Source organism: Altibacter lentus, from assembly GCF_000746845.1.
Lineage (GTDB): Bacteria > Bacteroidota > Bacteroidia > Flavobacteriales > Flavobacteriaceae > Altibacter > Altibacter lentus.
Genome location: NZ_KN050846.1, coordinates 385,623 through 407,540 on the forward strand (window position 1 = coordinate 385,623; position 21,918 = coordinate 407,540).

17 protein-coding genes are annotated in these 21,918 nt (G+C 42.1%); 15 read left to right on the forward strand and 2 right to left on the reverse strand.

Translation table 11 applies throughout. The annotated features are described in order from the left end of the window. The first annotated feature begins 6 nt into the window (after window positions 1-6). The gene (locus JS40_RS01915; protein WP_034257931.1) at window positions 7-3,738 is read left to right on the forward strand and encodes a metallophosphoesterase; all 3,732 of its coding nucleotides are present in this window, start codon (window positions 7-9) and stop codon (window positions 3,736-3,738) included. Between the two features lie 16 nt (window positions 3,739-3,754). After that, entirely contained in the window at window positions 3,755-7,426 is a 3,672-nt protein-coding gene (locus JS40_RS01920; RefSeq protein ID WP_034261929.1) for a bifunctional metallophosphoesterase/BamA family protein, read from the forward strand. Here the strand turns inward: JS40_RS01920 and JS40_RS01925 are convergent. Both JS40_RS01925 and JS40_RS01930 read right to left on the reverse strand, forming a co-directional pair. Beyond that, a complete protein-coding gene (locus JS40_RS01925; RefSeq protein WP_034257933.1) occupies window positions 7,416-8,276 on the reverse strand; it encodes a hypothetical protein in 861 nt (286 codons plus the stop codon). The genes JS40_RS01920 and JS40_RS01925 overlap by 11 nt on opposite strands. A gap of 44 nt (window positions 8,277-8,320) precedes the next feature. Then, the gene (locus JS40_RS01930) at window positions 8,321-8,812 is read right to left on the reverse strand and encodes a Dps family protein (protein ID WP_034257935.1); all 492 of its coding nucleotides are present in this window, start codon (window positions 8,810-8,812) and stop codon (window positions 8,321-8,323) included. Between the two features lie 205 nt (window positions 8,813-9,017). Between JS40_RS01930 and cysQ the strand changes: the two genes are divergently transcribed. The 13 genes from cysQ (at window position 9,018) to JS40_RS01995 (ending at window position 21,916) form a co-directional block, all read left to right on the forward strand. Then, window positions 9,018-9,809: a 3'(2'),5'-bisphosphate nucleotidase CysQ gene (gene cysQ / locus JS40_RS01935; protein ID WP_034257938.1), complete on the forward strand. Its 792-nt coding sequence runs from the start codon at window positions 9,018-9,020 to the stop codon at window positions 9,807-9,809. Continuing rightward, window positions 9,809-10,237, forward strand: a complete 429-nt coding sequence (locus JS40_RS01940) for a DUF2061 domain-containing protein (protein ID WP_034257940.1) — start codon at window positions 9,809-9,811, stop codon at window positions 10,235-10,237. Before cysQ ends, JS40_RS01940 begins: the two co-directional genes overlap by 1 nt. Window positions 10,238-10,239: 2 nt before the next feature. After that, a complete protein-coding gene (cysC, locus tag JS40_RS01945; protein ID WP_034257941.1) occupies window positions 10,240-10,833 on the forward strand; it encodes an adenylyl-sulfate kinase in 594 nt (197 codons plus the stop codon). Next, window positions 10,830-11,735, forward strand: a complete 906-nt coding sequence (gene cysD, locus JS40_RS01950; protein WP_034257942.1) for a sulfate adenylyltransferase subunit CysD — start codon at window positions 10,830-10,832, stop codon at window positions 11,733-11,735. Before cysC ends, cysD begins: the two co-directional genes overlap by 4 nt. A gap of 22 nt (window positions 11,736-11,757) precedes the next feature. Beyond that, window positions 11,758-13,014, forward strand: a complete 1,257-nt coding sequence (locus JS40_RS01955; protein WP_034257943.1) for a sulfate adenylyltransferase subunit 1 — start codon at window positions 11,758-11,760, stop codon at window positions 13,012-13,014. Window positions 13,015-13,068: 54 nt separating this feature from the next. Continuing rightward, complete coding sequence (locus JS40_RS01960; RefSeq protein ID WP_034257944.1) at window positions 13,069-14,493, forward strand: lipopolysaccharide biosynthesis protein; 1,425 nt, start codon at window positions 13,069-13,071, stop codon at window positions 14,491-14,493. Beyond that, entirely contained in the window at window positions 14,490-15,575 is a 1,086-nt protein-coding gene (locus JS40_RS01965) for a polysaccharide pyruvyl transferase family protein (RefSeq protein ID WP_034257945.1), read from the forward strand. Before JS40_RS01960 ends, JS40_RS01965 begins: the two co-directional genes overlap by 4 nt. After that, a complete protein-coding gene (locus JS40_RS01970) occupies window positions 15,572-16,723 on the forward strand; it encodes a glycosyltransferase (protein WP_034257946.1) in 1,152 nt (383 codons plus the stop codon). Before JS40_RS01965 ends, JS40_RS01970 begins: the two co-directional genes overlap by 4 nt. A gap of 32 nt (window positions 16,724-16,755) precedes the next feature. Then, entirely contained in the window at window positions 16,756-17,853 is a 1,098-nt protein-coding gene (locus JS40_RS01975; protein WP_034257947.1) for a polysaccharide pyruvyl transferase family protein, read from the forward strand. Further along, a complete protein-coding gene (locus JS40_RS01980; RefSeq protein ID WP_051957464.1) occupies window positions 17,850-18,782 on the forward strand; it encodes a glycosyltransferase family 2 protein in 933 nt (310 codons plus the stop codon). The genes JS40_RS01975 and JS40_RS01980 overlap by 4 nt, the downstream gene beginning before the upstream one ends. Then, window positions 18,772-19,662: a sulfotransferase family protein gene (locus JS40_RS01985; RefSeq protein ID WP_034257949.1), complete on the forward strand. Its 891-nt coding sequence runs from the start codon at window positions 18,772-18,774 to the stop codon at window positions 19,660-19,662. Before JS40_RS01980 ends, JS40_RS01985 begins: the two co-directional genes overlap by 11 nt. A 143-nt stretch (window positions 19,663-19,805) precedes the next feature. Continuing rightward, window positions 19,806-20,831, forward strand: a complete 1,026-nt coding sequence (locus tag JS40_RS01990) for a hypothetical protein (protein ID WP_152558112.1) — start codon at window positions 19,806-19,808, stop codon at window positions 20,829-20,831. After that, entirely contained in the window at window positions 20,828-21,916 is a 1,089-nt protein-coding gene (locus tag JS40_RS01995; RefSeq protein ID WP_034257955.1) for a glycosyltransferase, read from the forward strand. Before JS40_RS01990 ends, JS40_RS01995 begins: the two co-directional genes overlap by 4 nt. Window positions 21,917-21,918: the final 2 nt, after the last annotated feature.

Below are 21,918 nucleotides of genomic sequence, written 5' to 3' on the forward strand. Positions count from 1 at the left end.
TTTTTTATGATCAAAAAAAGTGTCTTCGTTCTATTAGTCATGGTACTATTCGGTTCGTGCGCCTCTTATGATGCGCTCTATCGCGAACCCGATAGGCAAGTGGTATATCCTTCAGAAAAAAAGATAGAAAAAACCTTCTATTTAATTGGAGATGCCGGACTTTCCCCAATGAACGGAATGAGCGACGCCCTTAAAACACTTCAAAATCTCTTAAAGGATGAGGACACCGAAGGCGATTATGCTATATATCTAGGCGATAATATCTATCCTGACGGAATGCCTCCCCAAAATGAACCTTTGGAACGTAAATGGGCCGAGAATCACTTGGATGCACAACTTAAAGCACTCGAAGATTTTAAAGGTGAGATCGTTTTTATACCGGGAAATCACGATTGGTATAACAATGGTCTCGCAGGATTGCGTCGTGAAGAATTGTATTTGGAGTTTGCTTCAGGAAAAAATCTTTTACGGCCCTCCGGGGGTTGTCCTTTAGAAAGTATCGATCTGGGTGAGAACATACAATTGATCGTGATAGATACCCAATGGTATCTGGAGGACTGGAACACAGATCCGGGCATCAATGAGAATTGTGAGATCAAGTCGCGGGAAAAGTTCTTTATAGAAATAGAGACAGAACTGGAAAAGAACCAGGGTAAGACCATTCTTTTTGCCATGCACCACCCTATGTTTACCTACGGGGCCCATGGAGGTCACTTTGCTTTAAAGAAGCATTTGTACCCTACTCAAAAAAAGTTACCATTGCCTATTTTGTCGTCCTTGGTCGCCCAAATACGATCACAAGGGGGTGTTTCGGTGCAGGACCGATACAACGAATTGTATAATAAATTAATGACACGCCTGGCGACCATTGCAAAAAAAAGTAAACGTCTTGTATTCGCCTCTGGTCACGAACATACCATGCACCATATAGAGCAGGAGGGTTTGATTCAGATCCAAACGGGAAATGGTGCCAAATCGAGCTTTGCAGATCTGGGACAATTTGGTGAATTTAGCTATGGCGGACTAGGATTTGCTGTTATGGATGTGTTCGAAGACGGCTCGTCATGGGTTAAATACTATGGTGTTGGAGAAAATTACACGCCCGAGCTCTTATTTCAGAAAGAGATCATTGCGCCTCCTAAACCGTATGACATCAGCAGCTTGCCAAAACTGCCGGAATCCCAGAAAACAATAAGCGTGCCCATCTACAAACAAGATTCTATTAGTGAAGCGTTGTTCTTTAAGACGGTTTGGGGTAGAAAATACAAAGAGGTGTACGCTCATCCGGTTGAAGCTCCAATTGGTTATTTGGATACGCTATTTGGAGGGGTCACAATCATTGGTGAATCCAGCAATAAGAATTTTAAGGCACTGCGATTACAGGATAAGGATGGAAACGAATACCGTATGCGTACCCTAAAGAAGAACGCGCTAAGTTTCCTTACTAAAATAGACGTGCCGTTAGACCCTCAAAATGTGGAAGCCTCTCAGGAAACCGATGCAAAAGAGGAAATATCGTTTCCCGACAATTTTGACAGTAATTTCTATACCGCAACGCATCCTTATGCCCAGATGGCCATTCCTCTCTTGGCCGATGCCATCGATGTCTTTAACACGAAACCAAGGCTGTATTATATTCCCAAGCAGGAGCGTCTCGGTAATTACAACGAGGACTTTGGAAACGATCTGTATTATATTTCAATACAACCCAATGAAGACAGTGAGGGTCAAAGAACTTTCGAATATCCGGACGACATTGAGACCACGGATGATATCCTTATTAAAATGCGTTCTCGGGCCGATCTTCGGGTGGATGAACAAAATTATATTAAATCCCGACTCTTCAACATGCTTATAGGAGACTGGGACCGAGAAAGTGATTATTGGCGCTGGGCTGAGTATTACAATCGCGACAGTCTAAATGTGTACGTTCCCATCCCAAAGAATCAAGACGATGCCTTTTCCAGCTTCGAAGGGAGCATCCTTGACGTGGCGAAGTCTATCTTCGGAAGTAATAATCAGAAACAGATCTACAGCGAGAATATAAGAGACTTGCAATATTTCAATAAAGAAGGAATCATTCTGGACAGAGCACTTCTCAAGCGTTCGGGAAGAGCACAATGGATCTTCCTGGCCGAATCTATTAAGAAAACGCTAACCGATTCACTCATAGATGCGGCTTTTACGAGGGTCCCTGAAGCGGTTCGTGATGAGTCCTTAAAAGAGATCATTGAAACCTTAAAGGCCCGTCGGGAAAATCTGGTAGACATCGCAGATCGCTACTATTCCTATTTGGCGACACAGCAAACCATAGAAGGAAGTAATTATAACGACTATTTTGAGATCACAAGGCTGCCCGATGGCATGACCAATGTTAAGGTCTATTCAAACTACAAGGATGATCGAAAGGAACCGGTGATCGACCGCACGTTTAGAACCAAGGACACTAGCGAGATCTGGATCTTTGGTTTGGACGGTAAAGACACTTTCGAAATACATGGCGATACGCAGGGAGATTTAATATTTGTTAGACTGATAGGAGGGCAGGGGATCGATACATATAAGCTCATTGAAGGCGAAAACGCCAAAGTGTACGATCATGAAAGCAGAGAAAGCATTGTGGAGGAGCGAAAAGGGGGAAGCCTTCGTTTTACCGATGTATACAACCTGAATGTTTACGACTATCGAAAACAGATCACACGTTCCAACGATTATGCTTCGGTGTTAGGCTACAATCCGGACGACGGAATGAATATGGGGGTGCAATACACATATGTAGTGAATAACTACCAGCGAAATCCTTTTTCCCAAAAACACACAGCACGTGCTTCTTACTATTTTGACACTTCAAGTTTTGATGTAGAATATAACGGTGAATATGCTAATATTCAGAACGATAAAAATCTTAGTTTCGGACTTTATTTTACCAGCCCCAACTATACTGTTAATTATTTTGGCTACGGAAATGAGACCGTTAATCCCGAGGCGGAACTCGGGATCGAGAACAACAGGATTGAACTACAAACCATCGCAGCCAATATTGGATTGCTCCGAAACTCGAATTTTGGTAGTTTCTTCAAACTACACGCAAAGGTGGAAGCAATTAGGCTGCACAGTCCGTTGCCGGCCTCCCTTTCCCCCAACGCAGCCTTCATACTAAACGAAACTTCCTATTTCGGGACGCTGGAGGGACTTTATAACTATCGTAGTTATGACAATCCGTTGAATCCAACAAAGGGAATGATGTTCGACCTCTCGGTGGGAGCTACTGATAATTTGAATGACCTGGACAGGATTTTTGGGTTCCTTAAAACCCGATTGGGATTTTATAATGCCTTGACGGTCAACAAAAAGGTAGTGCTGAAAACAAACATTCAGGCCGGATTTAACTTTGACAACAATTTTGAGTTTTATCAAGGAATAACCTTGGGAGCCAATAACGGCTTGCGAGGTTACAGAGAAGAACGGTTTACAGGGAAATCATCCCTGGTAGGAAGTGCCGATGTACGGTACAGCTTCGACGAATTTAAAATAGAGCTCATTCCTATTCAGGTGGGGGTCTATGGGGGAGCCGATCTTGGAAAGGTATGGATACCGGGTCAGGATTCCGACAAATGGCATAACTCATTGGGCGGTGGCCTGTGGATCAACGGTTCGGGGGGGCTTAACGGATCATTTAGCGCTTTTCATTCGGTGGAAGGGACGCGTTATGTCTTTGGATTGGGCATTACCTTTTAATAAGCAGTATACAGCTATGAAACGATTTCGAATCTTATTACTTTTTAGTGTGATTTTTATCGTTTCCTGTGCAACTTCAGGCACAGTGATCGATAGGGACGCTTCGGAAGTATGGGAGAAAGAGCAGGACACAGTCTCTGTAAAAGCCCGCTTCTTCGTTTTAGGAAATGCCTGGGGTCCCAATAGCGATATGGTATTGAATTCTGTTCAAGAAAAGATCATTAAAATACCTTCAGAAAAAAACCACATTCTGTTTTTGGGTGACAATGTAAGAGGGAAGAGCGAAGCGGGAGTTAAAGAACATCTGCAAAGACAAGTGGCGGTTTCTAAAGCAAGCAAAGCCAAGGCGTTCTTTGTACCCGGAAATTACGATTGGGAATTCGATGGTACGAGGGGGTTGGAGGTCATGGAAGATTATTTGGAGAAAGCGCTTGATACAGACGAAGTGCTAACACCCAATAATGGGTGCCCATTGGAAAGTATCGAAATATCAGAATCCATTCAACTTCTGGTAATTGATAGTCAGTGGTACCTGGAAAACTGGGACAAGCACTCAGGCATGAATGATAAATGTGAGATCAAGACACGAAAAAAGCTGCTATTAGAGATCGAAGGCGAACTAAAAGACCATGCCAACAAGCTGGTGCTGTTTGCAATGCATCATCCTTTGTACACCAATGGATTTCACGGCGGGCGTTTTTCGGCGCGGGATCATTTGTTTCCCTTGCAAGGAAACATACCGCTTCCGGGTATAGGGACCTTAGTGGCACAGATCCGCTCGCAGGGCGGCCCCTCCATTCAGGACCGGTTTAACCTTCGGTACAGAGAAATGGTCGATGCCTTGATTCCTTTACTTACCGAAAACGAGCAACGCATCTTAGTCGTTTCGGGTCACGAGCAGAACCTTCAGTATATAGAACAAGGAGCCATACATCAGATTATTTCCGGCGCAGGAAATGATACCAAACCCGTAGGGATTAGTGACAACGGATTCTTCTCTCACGGAGGGCAGGGGTTCGCCGAAGTAGCGATTTTAGCGGATGGTAGTGCCTGGACCACATTTTTTGGTGTTGACGCCGCAGGGAACACCACACAGTTGTTTCAGAAAAAAGTGATCGCCGCACCTGTGCCCCCAAAGCTGGACCATCTTCCCACAGATTTTCCCAAAACCATGGAAGCGTCGGTTTACGATCTGGATCTGGTAGATCGTTCCGATTTTTTTACATCCTTCTGGGGCAACCACTATCGTGCGGTCTATGGAACTAAAGTGGAGGCCAAGGTCGCTATCCTCGATACGCTCTACGGAGGGCTTACTATCGAACGTCCGGGAGGCGGACACCAGACAAAATCGCTGCGGTTATTGACCAAGGAGGGAAAAGAGTACAATATGCGAGCCTTAAAGAAAAGTGCAACTCAATTTTTAAAAAGCACTACGTTTAAAGGCGTGGACGGGGATAAATATTTCTCGGAAACTGTTACTGAAGAACTGATCCTGGATTTCTATACAGCGGCACATCCCTATGCGGCTTTTGCGATTCCAACGCTGGCAAAAGCGGCAGGAGTCTACTATACGACCCCTGAACTATTTTACGTCCCCCAACAAAGAGCATTAGGGAAATACAATGAAGAATACGGAGATCAACTGTACATGATCGTTGAAAAACCTTCTGACGAGTACACACATAAAAAGAACTTTGGGTATCCGGATGATATTGAAAGTACCGATGATCTTTTAAGCAGACTTAGAGAAGATGAAGATTTCGTTCTTGATGAAGAGGCATACATACGGGCACGTATCTTCGACATGCTCATTGGAGACTGGGACCGCCACAGCGATCAATGGCGTTGGGCCGTTTTCGAGAATGACGGGGGCAAAACTGTATTCGTTCCTATCCCTCGAGACCGTGACCAAGTATTTGCGAATTTTGATGGAAGTTTTCTAAACTTACTTCGGAAGCTCATGGGAGGTGTCAATCAGCTTGGAGTCTATGGACCGGACATCCATGACGTAGAGTGGTTTAATGTAGCAGGTTCTAAACTCGATAGAGCCTTGGTAAAGCGCAGCGATAAAACGGTATGGCTTGAACAGGCCCGTATCTTACAAAAAGCATTGAACGAGCAGATCGTGGATGAAGCCTTTAAAGCACTCCCTAAAGAGGTACAAGACAGTACCATCGTCGAGATCAAATCACATTTATTAGCTCGAAAGGATAATTTGGTCTCGATCGTGGATCGCTATTACAGCGCCTTCATTAAATTTCAAATGATCACCGGAACCGACAAAGATGATTATTTTGAGATCACCAGACTTCCGGGTGGGGTTACTCGAATTGTAGGTTATAGGATCAAAGATGGGGCGAAAGGAGAGCTGTTGTTCGATCGCACCTTTAACAGTGAGGAAACTAACGAAATATGGCTTTACGGCTTAGATGATGACGATGTGTTCACGGTGACCGGGGAAGGGGATCGACCTGTATTACTTCGTATTATTGGCGGACAGGAAAAGGATCGGTACAATATAAAGAACGGGAAAGGAATTAAGGTGTACGATCGCCGGTCCAAGGACCATGAGATCGTGAATAAAGGGGGCTCACAATTCAGGTTTACGAATTTCTATGAAGCAAATCTTTACGATTACCAGAAAAAACCATCAACCGGTGGCAGTATAGGCCTATTTACAGGCTATAACCCCGACACGGGATTTTCTATCGCTGCCCGGTTCGAAAAGACAGTAGACCAGTTTATTACCAATCCCTACGGACGTAAATTCAATCTAAGTACCCAGTACCACTTTTTAACACAAGGACTGGACATTGAGTTCGCCAAGCGATATGCAGCAGCTGTGGGTTCCTTCAATATGTTGTTGCAAGGACGAGCGACCTCGAAGAATTATACACAAAATTTCTTTGGCTTCGGAAATGACACTCGTAACGATGATGAACGTTTAGGGATCGATTTCAACAGAGTGAACCTGAGTTGGTACGAAGGAGGTTTCGGTTTTGAAACGGCTTCAGATTACGGTAGTTTTTTTCAGATTGGCTTGAACCTTCAGGCGGTAGATATAATTCGTAACGGTGCTAATTTTTTCGATCAGAACTTTTCCGAAGCATTTGGCGCACGCTCCTATTTTTTAAAACCCTCGCTTACGTATCGCTACAAGAATTTTAATGATCTTTATTTTCCCACCAAAGGGATGCTGTTTCAAGTAGAAGGAGGCGCTATTGACGCATTGGATTCTCAAACCTTAAATGCTTTTATTGATGCTGGGGTGACCTTTTATAATTCGTTGTTAAGCAATAACAGGCTGGTGCTTAAAACGGAGGCAAAAAGCTTTGTTACCATCGGCGACCGTCCTCAATTCTATCAATCGGCGCAATTAGGGGCTGCGCGAGGCTTGCGATCCTACCGTAACGAGCGATTTACGGGTGATCAGAACCTGTTGGGAAGCGCAGATCTCTTATATAGTTTTGAAGAACTCAAAACCTTTCTCTTCCCGTTGGCGATCAATGTTTTTGCGGGCTATGATGTAGGTCGTGTGTGGGTTTCCGACGAGCGTTCCCGTCAGTGGCACGAGTCGTATGGTGGCGGAGTCCTGTTAAAATGGACAGATGCGATCCTAGGGAATGTGAGTGCCTTCCACGGTGCGGAAGGTTGGCGAATTGCCTATGGCTTTGGCGTTAGTTTTTGATGGAAAGCTCGTAGAGATTTCCGCCTACATAGCCATTGCGTTCATCGGCAATGTATAAAGTAGTGGCATCTTTAAAACTAACACTCTCCTTTTGTGATTTATGACCTAATTTAATCTCCTCTACCGTTCCTTCAAAAAAGCGATCTCCCGTGTAGTTTCTAAAAAGAAACACCTTGTTGTAAGTTAGCAAGGCTAGTGTACCGTTTTCATGATCGATGGCAGCACTGGTCACATCACAATCTGAAGGATCCTTGCAGGTTTTAAATGAATCGATATATTCGGCTTCAAAAGTACCGGCACGCGCAGGAAGTTTATACAGTTTTGTGGTCCCGTCGAACTTAGAACTGCGGTTTCTGGTAAAGAGATAGAAATGCTCTTTAAAGTAGATAAAGGCTTCAATATCGAAATTTCGTTCGCGCTTCTTAGGAGGAAATTCAGTTTGATCCTCTAATGAAAAGCTTGTTTTTGTTGCGGTGGTCCTATCCCCTTCAATGGAAACTAGGTTTGGAATGGTATAGATAACAAGGTCTTTGCGGGCGTTATTATTATTGCCAAAATCACCTATATAGAGCGTTCCTTTACCATCATCGGCGAGATCTTCCCAATCTCTGTTCTTGGCATTATCGATCGTGATGGTTTTCTTGACAGCTTCGGTAGATGGATCTATACCAAAGACGGTACGCGCATTGCCGGCATCGGCCACCATCCATACCAGGTCGCTATTGGCAAGATGTTCCATGCCGCTAACTTCATCTAAGGCAATTGGAAGAGAGGCAAGGATTTTTAACTTTCCAAAGTCTTGACAACTTATGGAGATACCAATAAAACAAAAGAGCAGGAATTTTTTCATAATAAAAAGTCTGCCCGAAGACAGACTCTGTTTTATTCGCATCCTTAGGCTTTGGGATGCGTATCGTTCGTTTTCATGGACCAGGCATCCAGCATCCAACTTGTTTTTTCCAGATCTGCAATATAAGAACCAATTAGGTCTATGGTTCCTTCATCGCCGGCAGCATCTGCCTTTTCGATCACCTTACGCATGTGTTCAATAATGGTACCGTGGTCCTTGAGAAGGGTCTTTACCATTTCTACATCATCAAGTGTTGAAGCGGATTCTTTTAAATTGGATTTTTCCAGATAATCTGAAAAATTACTCACCGGCTGGAACCGAAGTGTGAGGATGCGTTCTGCGATCTCATCGATCTTGAGTTTGGCATCGTCGTACATCTCTTCGAACTTTACATGAAGATCGAAAAAATTCTTGCCTACCACATTCCAGTGGAAATTTCGTAGTTTTTGATAATAAACATGGTAATCGGCTAATAATACATTGAGTTCTTGTGCGGTTTTGGTGATTTTAGTTTTATCGAGATTCAGGTAATTCATATGTTTAATTTTTTGGTTCTTTCAAAAGTACGAGCAAACCAAGCGAGTGCCAATTTTTGTGAGCTCTTTAATCTTTTTTTAACGCTGAATTTCTGCATTTTAAGAAACTGTAAAGAATACTATTTAAATATGGGTTATCAAGCTGTCGCCAAGATTCTTTACCGTAATTATTGTACCTTTGGCGCTTCAAATAAATTCCCAATCTATGAAACCTTATTTGACCTTGGCTATACAAGCGGCTTTGGAGGCCGGCGAAAAGATACTGAGCATTTATGAAACGGACTTTGACATCGAAACCAAAGATGACAATTCGCCACTTACTACAGCCGATAAACACGCGAACGAGGCTATCATGAGCTATCTTACGCAAACGGATATTCCAATCATTAGCGAAGAGAACAAACGTATACTTTATTCAGAAAGAAAAAACTGGACACGCTGCTGGATCGTGGATCCATTAGACGGCACCAAAGAGTTTATCAAGCGAAATGGTGAGTTTACTGTAAACATTGCGCTAATAGAGGATAATGCGCCTTTATTAGGGGTTATTTACGTTCCCGTTAGCAAAACCCTCTATTTTACCTCTCATGACGCAACTAAGGCGTATAAGATCGAATTGGCTTCGGAAACAGTGCCCGTAGATGAGATCTTTGCGAATGCTTCAGAAATACATCCCGACCTAAAAGGGGACGCTCCCGTCAAGATCGTAGGAAGTCGTTCGCATTTAAATGAAGACACGAAGGCGTTTATTTCAGAAATAGAAAAGGAAAATTCGGTTGAGATAGTTTCTAAGGGAAGTTCTTTAAAATTTTGTTTGGTGGCCGAAGGTGCGGCTCACGTGTATCCGCGTTTTGCACCCACCATGGAATGGGATACCGCTGCGGGTCAGGCTATTTGTGAAGCGGTGAAGGTGAAAGTTATAGATAACAGTACTCAAAAACCCTTGCGATATAATAAGGAAAACCTATTGAATCCGTACTTTTTAGTAACCGCCTAATGACTGACACATCGTATAAAAGGCACCTCGCAAAGACCATTACTTGGCGTATTGTGGGAACCCTGGATACCATACTGCTCTCATGGTTGATTACAGGAGACGCGTTATTAGGCTTACAAATTGGTCTCGCTGAGGTTATCACTAAAATGATCTTGTATTTTATCCACGAACGTGTTTGGTTTAAAGTGAACCTATCCAAGAACGGTAAAATACTGGAAAGCAGGAAAAGACATATAGCGAAGACGTTCACGTGGCGCGGTTTGGGAACATTGGATACGATGATCATTTCGTGGATCATTTCCGGGAATCCCTTTACCGGTCTTAAAATTGGATTTGCAGAGTTGATCACAAAGATGATTTTATATTATCTTCACGAAAGAGTTTGGTATCGAATGGATTACGGATTAGAAAAACGCAAGTTAGAATAGTAATGAAGCATATTGTTCAACAGGAATATTCAGTAAATAAAACGAAGCGAAATCGACGTAACGGTCATGGAAGCTTTTTAATATGGTTCACAGGTTTGTCCGGTTCCGGAAAATCTACAATTGCCAATGCTGTGGAAGCACAATTGGTGCAACAAGGCATTCACACCTATACTTTGGATGGCGATAATGTGCGAAAAGGACTTAATGCCAATTTAACCTTTTCACCCGAAGACCGTGCCGAGAATATACGCAGGATTGCAGAGGTTTCTCACCTTATGATAGACGCAGGTCTGGTAGTATTGGCGGCGTTTGTTTCACCATATGCCAAGGATCGGGAAACGATCCAAAAGATTGTAGGGTATACAAACTATGTGGAAATATTTATCAATACCCCGCTGGAAGAGTGTGAACGCAGAGATGTAAAGGGTTTATATGCGAAGGCGCGTGCCGGCGAGATCAAGAATTTTACGGGTATAGATGCACCTTACGAAGCTCCGGTAGCGCCACATGTACAGATTGACACCATGAAGGTGCCCGTTGCGAGTGCCGTGAAACAAATTTTAAAAGCGATAGAAAACAAACTTGATATACAATGAGCAAGTATTATTTGAACTATTTGGACGAATTGGAGTCTGAAGCAATTTTTATTCTAAGGGAAGTATGGGCGCAGTTTCAGAATCCTGTGATACTGTTCTCCGGAGGAAAAGATTCCATCGTAGTTACACATTTGGCTAAAAAAGCCTGTTATCCGTCACGATTACCATTTCCGCTAATGCACGTGGACACCGGCCACAATTTTCCTGAAACCATTCAGTTTCGTGATGACCTTATCACAGAGCTTGAAGCTCAGCTAATTGTAGGTTCTGTGCAAGAGTCTATCGATCAAGGCCGGGTGGCGGAAGAACGTGGTAAGAATGCTACCAGAAATGCCTTGCAGATCACAACCTTGCTGGACGCCATCGAGATGCACCATGTAGATTGTGCCATAGGAGGGGGGAGACGTGATGAAGAAAAAGCAAGGGCCAAAGAACGTTTCTTTTCGCATCGGGATGACTTCGGGCAATGGGACCCTAAGAATCAACGTCCCGAACTATGGAACCTGCTTAATGGAAAACATTTTGAAGGGGAGCACTTTAGAGCATTTCCAATTAGTAACTGGACAGAGATGGATGTGTGGAACTACATCCTTAGGGAGAACATCAAGATCCCGTCGTTATACTTTGCGCATGAGCGCGAGGTGGTTTGGCGAAGCAATTCTTGGATTCCGGTATCCCGGCATTTAAAACTGGAAGAGGGAGAAACAGTACATACCAAAAAGATACGTTTCAGGACGCTGGGTGATATCACGATTACAGGAGGCATAGAAAGTGAAGCTGATACTTTGGAAAAGATCGTAACTGAAGTAGCTGCCATGAAGCAAACCGAACGAGGTAACCGAAGCGATGATAAACGTAGCGAGACCGCTATGGAAGACAGAAAGCGACAAGGGTATTTTTAAGATAATTCCAAAAAATTTCATCATGCATATTGATAACAACCAATTATTAAGATTCACCACTGCCGGAAGTGTAGATGACGGTAAAAGCACACTTATTGGCAGACTTCTTTACGATAGTAAGGCTATTTTTGAGGATCAGTTGGCTGCTGTAGAAACCACGAGTAAGAAAAAGGGACATGCAGGGGTAGATCTTGCCCTGTTTACAGACGGACTTAGAGATGAGCGAGAACAAGGAATTACCATAGATGTCGCTTACCGCTATTTCACTACCCCAAAGCGAAAGTTCATTATCGCCGACACGCCGGGGCATATTCAATATACCCGGAACATGGTAACGGGAGCATCTACCGCAAACGCAGCACTTATATTGATCGATGCCAGAAACGGAGTGATCGAACAGACAAAGCGCCATGCCTTTATAGCTTCCTTGCTTCAAATACCACACCTTATAGTGTGTATTAATAAAATGGACCTTGTCGGTTATTCAGAGCAGGTATACAATGATATCATCATCCAGTTCGAGGAATTTTCATCGAAACTCTACACCAAGGATATTCAATTTCTGCCCATTAGTGCTTTGGACGGCGATAATGTGGTAAATCGCTCCACCCGCATGGATTGGTACCAAGGAGCGCCACTGTTGCACACACTGGAGCACATGCATATAAGCAGTGACATTAATAAAATTGATGCCCGTTTTCCGGTTCAAACGGTGATAAGACCACAACGAGACGAGTTCATCGATTACAGAGGATATGCGGGTAGGGTAGCCAGTGGTATATTCAGACCCGGTGACGCTGTCACCGTACTTCCTTCAGGATTCACTTCTAAGATCAAAACCATCGATACCCTTGACGGTTCTTTGGAAGAAGCCTTCGCACCTATGTCGGCCGCTATAACATTGGAAGATGATATTGATGTGAGCAGAGGTGATATGATCGTTAAGACCAATAACAAACCAACGTCTACACAAGAATTCGACGCCATGCTATGCTGGCTGCATAATGATGCGGCAAGACCGCGCGCAAAGTATACCATCTTGCACACCTCTAATGAACAAAAGGCAATGATAAAAGATGTTCTTTACAAGATTGATATCAACACCTATTCGCGCGAGGAAGAAAATAAGGAGTTGGCCATGAACGATATAGCACGTATTAAAGTGCGTACAACAAGACCTCTTATGATCGACGAATACAGAGACAACAGGATAACAGGCAGTTTCATCTTGATAGATGATGCCACTCACGAGACCGTAGCGGCGGGGATGATACTATAAGGCTTTCAGAAAAGAAGAGAGATAGCACAGTATCGAGATCGTTTAAAATTGTAAATGGGACAGGGAAAAAGCATTTTAAAGAATACGTTGATCTATGCTGTAGGGAACTTTGGTTCCAAAGCCCTTACATTTCTATTACTCCCGCTATACTCCTTTTACCTTACAAAGGATGAGTTTGGAACCTACGATCTTATAATCGTTTCTATAAATTTGCTTGCTCCCATCATTACCCTACAAACCTCCGAAGCGATCTATCGTTGGCTTCTGGAAGCCAAAGAAGACACTGCAAGACAAGCAAGGATAATCTTTCACGGATTCGTAATTATAACGGGGATCGCAGCAGCTTTCTTTGTAATCTATTACATACTTACGTTTTTCATCTCCTTCCAATACACCGGGTATTTTGCTTTCATGCTTTTAATAAGTTGCTACTTGCCCTTCCTGCAAAAAATACTAAGAGGGTTGGGTAAGACGAAGGTATTTGCAGCTTCCGGAATACTGTATACCTTAACATTTTTAGGGTGTACCGTACTTTTTCTGTCGGTTTTAGACATGGGGTTGGAGAGTTTGCTGTTGGCATCGGTTATTTCGGGGATGATCACCATTACCTATGTTGTGTTCAATCTGTCTTGGAAGGGAGTATTTTCCAACCATCACTTCAACAGCTCCGAAATGAAAGAAATGGTGATGTATTCCTTGCCATTGGTACCTAATGCGGTGAGTTGGTGGCTCATTAATGCGGCAGATAAATATTTGATCGTTCTTTTACTGAATATACAAGCCAATGGTATCTATGCCGTTTCTACCAGATTCCCTGCAGTGGTAACGCTGGTGAACTCTATTTTCCTGTTAGCGTGGCAGGATCATGGGATAAGTGTGAAGGACGACAAGGAGAACACCGCTTTTTTCTCGAAACTTTTTGATAAGTTCATCACCTTAGAACTCACGCTGGTTATTTTCTTGATCTCTATTTCGTATTATTTGGTTCGTTTTCTTATCGATCCGGTCTATCTTGAAGCGTGGAAATATCTACCTTTTCTTTTTATTGGTGTGGCCTTTCAGGCCTTTGCATCGTATGTGGGAGTGGGTTATCAGCGGGCGAAACGTACAAAGCATATATTCACAACATCCTTGGCCGGCGGAATTGTGAACATATTGATTAGCTTATTGCTCTTGAAACATATAGGATTATATGCCCCGGCAGTGGGAACATTTTTCAGTTTTTTGGTGATGTATGTTTTACGAAAGATACAAACCGACCATTTCTTTAAAATTGAAGTGAACAACGTCAAGCTGGTCGCACTTACTTCCGTAGCGATTATTTTTGCCTTTTTAACACAGCTTACTAATTTGTATCTGGATCTTTTTTTAATCGGCAGTTCTTTTTTCGGATTGATATTTCTGAATAAAAAGTTGTTGCATGATCTTTTCACCCTTTCACGTAAGCAGTTGTCAAAAACTAAAAACAATAACGGATGAAACAAAAGAAGGCATTAGTGATCAATGAAGGGTATAGTGATAATTTGGGAGACCAGGCCATTAGAGCGGCTATGCTCGCTCTTTTAACAGATCATGATTTCGATACGGAGTTCCTGTACTTGTCTAAACCATCCATACAAACCTTGCCCTCATATTCCTATACGAAAGCCCTTCCTAAAAATGCGAAGCGTAATTCGTTCATGAGTCAGATCAAGGGGATATTATATATTCAATATTGGTACATAAAACATAAAAAACATATTCGCTCTATCCTTCAAAAGAATACTTTCGATATAATCCTTATTGGTGGTGGACAACTTATAAATAGTGCGGGAACAATAGCACCCAGCGGATTTGCGGTTGCCATAAGTGCATTGTCAAGAGCCATTAAAAAACATACCACTGCCCCCATCTATTTAACTGGTGTAGGTTTCTCGGGCAATTATAGTAGATTGGAACGCGCTTTATATCAAAAGGGAATAAAAAGGATGGACGGAATTTATGTACGCGACACTTTTTCCCAAAGCATCTGTAAAGCTGTTTTTAAGCGAGATTCGGTCGTAATACCCGATATTGCATTTTATGCTTCGGAAAAAGAAACGAGTCCGAAGAAAATAAAAGAAGATGTCGCATTGCTTGGTATCACGAATTTTACCGAAGTCTTTAAAAAGTACAACACTGAAGCATCATTCTCTAAAGAAGATTACTTTGAAATGCTCTATAAAGTTTTGTTGGATTACAGGTCCCGATCGCTGGAGGTGCTGTTATTTTATACTACCTTGACCGATGCTGCCGAATGTAGAGAGTTTCAAGCATTCATAAAGGGAAAGTATAATGTACAAATCTCTATAGCTTCCATAGCTTCCTTGAAAGATCTCTTGCATTTCTTTACAAAAGCATCGCACGTCTATTCAGCTCGCATGCATGCCCTTATTTTGGGAATGAAGAAAGGGTGTGAAGTACAGCCTTATTTAATTTCACAAAAACTTCACTCCTTTAACGAAGCATACGTGAAAAGCCCCGAACCTGTTTCAGCATACGGAGAAAAAATTGTCACTCAGCTAAAGCCAATACTTGGATGAGAAAGACAACCATTATATCCATCATCCCCACGCTCTATGACGGCGGTGCTCAAAAGTTTGCGGCCGACCTTAGTTTCGGACTCATTAAGGAATTCGATCACAGTTTTGTTCGTTACAATTCCGGTGAGCAGGAGTACGATCACGCGGGTGCGGTGATCGATCTCGATGTTCCCAAACGACAAACTGTTTTTGGAAAGGTTCGAAGACAATGGCAACTTTTACAGGCACTAAAAAAACTAAAGCAACAAGAACAAGCCACAGTGGCTATAAGTCACTTGTTAATGCCTAACATGCTCAATGTGTGGAGTAAAAACAACGATGTAACGCTTTGTGTACTTCACGGGGAGTGGAGTGTTAGAACGGGCAGATCCAAATGGCTCGATTATTTCGTAGGACGATCCTACAACAAAGCAGATCATATTATTTCGGTTTCGCATTATATAAAAGATATGTTCGATGCGCATTACAAGCTTCCTAATCCGCATCATGTGATCTACGCCGGGATCGACCTGAAATCGGTTTTGAAAAAGGCAGCGGCACCCACACCGACAACGCTTCCAGAATCGTATGTGGTGTATGTGGCTGGATTTCGCCCGGTAAAGAATCACCTCCAACTCATTGCACACCTTGAGGGGTACCTGAAAACCCACCAAACGCAGCTGGTACTGGTTGGCGATGGCCCTTTGCGAGAGGAGATCGAACAGTCGATCAGGGATAAGGAACTCACATCCCATGTAATCGTAACCGGAAATCTAACGAACCCGTACCCTGTGATCGCAAAGGCGAGAGCTTCATTAATGGTATCTTCTTCCGAATCATTCAGCTTAGTGGTCGTAGAGTCTATGGCACTGGGTATTCCGGTAATTGCGACAGACTGCGGCGGACCCAGAGAAATACTGCTTCCCGATTGGAAACAGGAAGTAACATTGCCCTGCCAAACGGAATATGGTGTCCTTATCCCCAAACCGGATCAATGGACCAAAGATATCGTACCTCAAGAATTAGAGAGGCTTCTTGCAAACAAAGAGCGATGGCAGCAGCTTTCAGAAAACGGAAAACAACGCGCAACGTATTTCAGTATAGAGCGCAGTGAAGAGGCTTACACAACGTTAATTAAGGATATAACCGCAGAACTCAAATCGATATAGTGCCACAGTCAAAAAAAATAGGAATCTTTACCATGCCATTGTTTACAAACTATGGCGGAATTCTTCAGGCAATAGCTCTTATGGCGTTCCTTAAGGAGCAGGGATATGACCCTTTGCTTCTTGACAGAAGGTACCCAAGTCCAAAATGGCGTCGCCTTATTAAAACTGCGTTGGGGAGTACGGGCGTTGTCGATTATAAAAATGTTGGCGCCCGACAAAAAGAGGCACGTTCTATTGCACGATTCATCAAAGAATTCATACCCCAACGAACCCAACCCATATATTCCGATGCACAATTGCGAAAAACCATAGCGAAAATACCTTTGGAAGCTGTTATTACAGGAAGCGATCAAGTGTGGCGTATGGAATACATGCGAACCATCTGGCGGAATGCATTTCTAGATTTTGTGGAAGATCCTTCCGTTAAGAAGATCGCTTATGCGGCTTCCTTCGGAACGGCACGCTGGGAGCACCCTCAGTTTTCGAAGGAAATTAAACAACTACTAAGTTCCTTTTCGGCCGTCTCCGTTCGGGAAGCAAGCGGCGTACAACTTTGTACCGATAATTTTGCCTGCACAACAGCAAAACATGTCCTGGATCCTACGTTACTTATGGAGGAAACATTCTATTATCAATTCTTTGATAGGGATACGGAAGAAACTCCCAAAAAAGGGATCTTCACATATTTCTTGGACGAAGAGCATCATTGGGACGCCCTGCTGAAGTTGGCAGCAAAAGAATACAGTGATACGGTTTTCAGTATGACGTCGGATAAGGATGACAGAAGAAAGGACGAAGGCATGTCTAAACCAACCCCCGGGGAATGGTTGTCCCATATATACAATGCCGGATTCGTCATTACCGACTCCTATCATGGAATGCTTTTTTCCATTACTTTTAAGAAACCATTTATCGCCATTGCAAATAAAAAGAGGGGAACAGAACGTTTCACCTCACTAGTAAAAGAACTGGGGCTGGAGGAACGATTGATAACAGAACCCACAGCGGTTGTTTCAGGACTATGTTCCAAGACCATCGACTATGAGGCAGTGTACAGAAAGCTTGAAAGGTGGCGGGAAGCCTCTAGAACGTTTCTATTACATTCACTGGAACATAAGAGCACAAGATGATATCGGTAGTGATTCCATTATACAACAAAGAAGCCTACATCGCAGAAGCGATCACTTCGGTATTACGGCAATCGTACACCGACTTCGAACTTATTGTCGTCGACGATGGTAGCACAGATAGCTCTTTGGAGGTTGCCTCAGGTGTAAAGGACAACCGACTTAAATTGATTCCCATAGTGCATCAGGGAGTATCTGCAGCAAGAAATACGGGTATTGAAGCTGCCGGCTATAATTGGATCGCATTTTTAGATGCCGATGATTGGTGGGCCCCCGACTTTCTGAAAGAGATGGTTACCTGCATAAAAGCATATCCGAAGCATAACTTGTTCGCATCAGGGAGAAGCCACGTGTTTAGTGATCACGTTATGCGCTACAACAATCCGTTTCTTCCTAAAGATGGTAAAGTAGGAATACTCAATTACATTGAAGTGATTAGTAAATACCTGCCGCTCATCAATTCTTCCAACGCTATGATCTCGAAATCGCATCTGCTTAGCAGCGGATGTTTCAGAGAGGAACAAAAAATGCATGAAGATCACGATCTTTGGATTCGTCTTAGTAGAGGGGAAGATGTGGTCTTCAGTAATAAGAACCTGTCCTTTTACAGGAATTCGGGAAGTGGTGGCGCATCCAAAGCATATTATCACCCATCCGATTTTAAACTGTTCTTAGAGACCTTGCTTACAACAAAGCAGCATCTTTCAGCAAAAGAAAAGAACCATTTCATTACCTATTGCAATCGGTTCGTACTGCTTACCTATATTAAGAATTACGCGACCTATACAGGAGCTCAGGATCGTGAAGTGTACAAAGTGGCTAAGAAACTGCTAACAGGTTGGCAACGACTATTGTTGTGGATATTGTTTCATTTCCCCTACAAGAGAACGTATCCATTTTTTAAACTTTTTAAAAAGCGTCATGGGAAATAAAGCAAATTTATTTATTGTAGGAGCTATGAAAGCAGGCACAACGTCTTTTATCGAGACGCTCTCCACACACCCGGAGATCTACGTGTCACCTGTAAAAGAACCTCATTATTTTGTAAATGAATTGCCGGCGGCGCTGTACCAGGACTCTCGTTTCTTCGATCTCCAAAGGTACTTGGACCACCAATTTCCGGAACCACTCCATATTACAAAGATCAAAACAGAAGCACAATATGCCCGACTGTTTTCCTTGGCCCGTAGCGAGACCTATAGAGCTGAAGGCAGTACTGCATACCTGCACGCACCCGAAACAGCAGGTTTAATTAAGGAGTATAACGCCCGGGCCGGCATCCTAATAATTTTAAGAGACCCGTTTAAACGTGCTTTTTCACATTACAAGATGAACCTAAGTCTTGGTAAGGAAAAAAGGTCCTTCGAAAAAGTGATGTTGAGTGATCTCGAAAAATACGATCAGGGTACATTACAATGGCACAGCTACCTTGGAATGAGTTGCTATGACCGCGCTGTGAGACGATTCGAACAGCATTTTGACCGTATTCACATCATTCGTTTTGAGGACCTTATGAAGCACCCGCAAAAGGTTTTCTCTTCCTTGGAAAGCTTTTTAGGCATCATTCCGTTTACACCTGTGACGACAGAACACAAGAACGAAAGTAAGGCACTTCGATTTCAAAAGCTCTTTTATATACTGAAACAACTTGGACTCAAGGATTATTTCTCCAGGATTTTTAGTGCTACCTTTAGACAATGGTTGTTTCGCAAGGTCACTAAGAATAAAAAACAGGAAATGGTTTTAACTGAAACTACTAGAAAAAGAGTAGAGGAAGTGTTTAAAAAAGAATCACAGCGATGGTCCTCTTAGATATTTGTATTTGTATCATTATATTTCTGGTAGGGATAAACCTAAAGAATTTCTTTAAGGGTTTTTCTCGTTACGACAGGAAAATACTTACTCAATTGTTTTTTTACCACTTTGGGATTACCATCGCATTTCATTTTTATATAATGGCAAATGGGGGAGATTCTATTCAGTACTGGGTGGTACCTCAAATGGGTGATTTCGATGACATTCTATTCCTTATCGTGAATCAAAGAGCAAACAGTTTCGTATACTTATTAAATTATATACCAGCCGTAATCTTAGATCTTTCTTTGTTCACAGGGAATTTAGCATATTCCTTATTGGGATATATCGGATTTATTTATCTCTATAAAATAATAAAGGAATTAATGCCTGATATGGAAAAGTTGAAACAACTAAAGTTTTTTAGAGTTTCAATCTTTCCAACACTCTTATTTCTTCCGAACCTTCATTTTTGGTCCTCGGGAGTAGGTAAAGACAGTTTACTGTTTTTCAGTATAATTCTATTTGTTTATTCCATTAGAAATGTAAAAAAAAGATTTTTTGGGTTATTTATTGCTGTCTTAGTATCCATAACTATTCGACCTCACATCACCTTATTCCTTTTGGCAGCTTTTGGAGGAGGCTATTTGATAGATGGAAAATTGAAAGTTTATCAAAAAGTAATCATATTCATGATATTTATTATCGGATTCGTTTCGATATTCGATTATGTTTTGAATTTTGTGCAATTAGAGAGTCTTGAAAGCACTGCTATCTCAGAATACACCGCAGAAAGAGCTTCTGTATTGAATAGGGATACTACTGGTTCCGGTGTAGATATAAGTGGATATCCCTTGCCTCTTAAAATGTTTACTTTTTTATATAGGCCCTTGTTTTTTGATATAAATGGAATATTTGCAATATTAGCATCCTTTGAGAACCTAATATTACTTTTACTCACTATTCTCATTATCCTAAACAAACCTATTGCTACAATTAGGAAGTCTAATTATCTTATTAAAGGAATGTTAATTTATTTTCTCATGGGAACCCTCGCCTTTTCCTTAATTTTGGGGAATTTAGGGATTATGTTACGCCAGAAGAATATGTTCATTCCTGTTTTTTTGGTTATTGGGATATGGATTCTATACCATAGAAGGATCTTTGTTAAAAATAAAGCGATTTGAAAATTATTCACATTATAAATAGTCTAAATACCGGTGGAGCTGAAAAACTCGTACTTGATATTTTACCAAAGTTTGCTGCCAAAGGCCATACAATCGAACTTATTTTACTTGACGGGTCCGAATATCCCTTTTTAAAAAAATTAGAAGAGCAGCCTACGATTGCGATCCATAAATTGACAAATGCCAATCTATATAACCCTAATCTAATCTTTAAGATCGCTCCTCTCATTAAAGATGCAGATATTGTCCATGTGCACCTTTTTCCGGCATTATATTGGGCGGCATTTGCAAAAGGATTTGCTCGTAGCAAGGCTAAGTTTATTTTTACCGAACACAATACCTGGAATCGTCGAATTGGAAATAGGTTATACCGAATGATCGACAGGCTTGTATATAAAAAATACGATAAGATTATTTGTATTTCAGAAGAGATCAAGCAGATATTAATAACACATTTAAAGATATCTGAAAAATTTTTTGAGGTTATTCAGAACGGAGTAGATCTTTCCGAAATAAAAAAAGCGACACCTGTAAGTCGCCAGTCAATTGAAACTTCTATTAAAGATTCAGATACGCTAATAATAATGACTGCCGCCTTTAGAGAGCAGAAAGATCAAAAGACTCTTATAAGAGCTATGACACAATTGCCTCCAACTTGCAAACTTATCCTAGTTGGGGATGGCACTACCAAGAAGGAATGTATTGTCTTGACCAGAGAGCTGAGATTGGAAGAAAGAGTATTTTTCTTAGGATGGCGTATGGATGTACCTTCTCTTTTAAAAACTGCAGACCTGGTCGTACTATCCTCTTATTATGAAGGTTTGTCCCTATCAAGTATTGAAGGACTGGCTTCAACCAAACCCTTCTTGGCATCAAACGTACCGGGACTGAAGGAGATAGTTGAAGGTGCTGGAATTCTCTTTCCTCGCGGGGAACACAACATATTAGCAGATGAGATACTCAAACTGATGAATAATGAAGATTATTATGAGGAGATATGTTTAAGATGTATACAACGGGCTGAAAATTTTAATATAGAAAAAATGATTAACCTGCATCTTCAATTCTATCAGGAATTAGCATAGCT